The 1,773-nt window shown below is 71.2% G+C and carries 2 protein-coding genes; one reads left to right on the top strand and one right to left on the bottom strand.

Annotated features, from left to right (window positions below; all coding sequences use genetic code 11):
* Window positions 1–747, top strand: a 747-nt coding sequence (locus tag HTZ82_RS00995; RefSeq protein WP_175407320.1) for a hypothetical protein, incomplete at its 5' end; no start/stop codon positions are given.
* Window positions 748–790: 43 nt separating this feature from the next.
* Here HTZ82_RS00995 and HTZ82_RS00990 read toward each other — a convergent pair.
* Window positions 791–1,531: a class I SAM-dependent methyltransferase gene (locus HTZ82_RS00990; RefSeq protein WP_175407319.1), complete on the bottom strand. Its 741-nt coding sequence runs from the start codon at window positions 1,529–1,531 to the stop codon at window positions 791–793.
* Window positions 1,532–1,773: the final 242 nt, after the last annotated feature.

The following is a 1,773-nucleotide window of genomic DNA, read 5'->3' as shown; positions in this document are numbered from 1 at the left end:
GCCCGAGTCACCCACACGCTGCCGGACGACCCCGTACGCATGCTCTTCCCGGCGACCGGCGCCGAGGCCCGCTGGACGCAGGGGCTGGACACGTTCGGGCAGCAAGTGGCCCACACCGTCACGGCCTCGTGCGCGTCCAAGGGCGGCTTCGGCCTCCCGCAGGACGCCCCGCCGCCCGCGTTCATCCGCTTCTTCGAGCTGCCCGACCTGGACTTCATCGCCCGGCACGGCTTCAGCCACAGCGCCGAGGTCCCCATGCCCGCGGCTCCTGCCGCCGGGGACCGCTCCGGCACCCCCGGTGAGGTGCGCCGCTGCCGGGACGAAGGCGCTGCCGCCGCCGACGCGCTGCGCAAGACCTACGTACGGCTCCAGGCCGACTGGTTCAAGGAACTCAACTCCCTGAGCAGTGACCCCGCCACGGTCAAGGCCATGGCCGCCCTGCCCGACTGCCTCGCCCGCCACGGCATCGACGTCCCCGACGAGGACGGCTTCTTCCGCCACACCGACACCCGCCTGCACTCCGCCGCCCCGGCCGACGTCCCGCGCGAGAACCGCGCCCTGGGCGGCGCGTACGCCGACTGCATGCGCCCGGTCGAAGCCGTCCGCGAACCGATCCGCGAACGGCTGCGCACCCGATTCCTCGCCGACCACGCCGCCGAGGCCGACGCGCTCCGCAGGACCCTGGTCCCGACCCTCCGCAGCGCCGAGGAACGGCACGGCGTCCGCCTCTCCTTCCCTGCACCCTGACCGGCGCACCCTGACCGGCTCCCCGGGGCTGCCCGGTCGGTCGTCAGGCGCGGCAGCGCAGCATCTCCAGCGGGGGATTGGCGTGGAAGTCCGCCCAGTGGTCCGCACCGAACTCGCGCACTCCGGCCTCCGACACGGTCAGCGGAACCCAGGTGACCTCGCTGAACCCGGCCGAGCGCAGGCTGTTCTCGTACACCTCGCGGCGCGGACGATTGGCGACGAACGAGACCGGCGGGTCGAGCAGCGCCGTGGTCCGGACCCGCGGTCCGGTCTCGACCTCCTCACCGGTGAGCTCGGTGCGGAAGCCGTACCTTTCCGGGGTCGGCCCGTCGAAGCGGTAGTCGGGCGACTGGTTGAGCAGGAAGAACGCGCCGCCGGGCGTCAGGCTTCGGTGCACGTTGCGGCACATCCGTTCCGTGGTGGCGATGTCCTCCGCGTAGTTGAGCAGCTGGACGCCCAAGGCGATGTCGAAGCGCTCCTCCAAGGGCCGCAGTTCGGCCACGTCGCCCACTTCGTAGCGCACACCCAGCGGGTCGTGCTTCTCCAACTGCTCCGCCACGGCGACCATTTCACCGGAGATGTCGATGCCGAGCACCTCCGTGGCGCCGCGCCGCTTGAACTCCCTGCTGTAGAAGCCCGTGCCGGAGGCCAGATCGAGGACCGACTTGCCGCGCACGTCCCCGACCATGGCCAGGAAGCCGGGCACCACCACGTACTGCTCCAGCGGCAGGGACTTGAACCCCTCGTACGCCTCACCGATCTCGTCGTACTGCTGCATGCTCACCGTGATGTCCTCCTCTGTGCGACGCCATCTCCGTGGCCTCGGCCCATCGCCTGCGGGACACGCCGAGCCCGTGTCTGGCAGTCTCTACGGCCCCTGACAGACCGTCGTACTGGCAGAAGCAACAAAGATCCGGACATCGCCCCGGCCTCCTGTACGAGCGGGCGCACAGGCACAGCCGCCCTAGGGCCTGTCTGACAATTCCCGCCTGCCCCGCGGCGTCTGGCACGCGCTCCCCCAAGCTC

The organism is Streptomyces sp. TRM64462 (genome assembly GCF_013362995.1).
Taxonomy (GTDB): domain Bacteria; phylum Actinomycetota; class Actinomycetes; order Streptomycetales; family Streptomycetaceae; genus Streptomyces.
The sequence above is the reverse complement of the archived record's forward strand: the minus strand, read 5'-3'. Positions and strand labels throughout refer to the sequence as shown.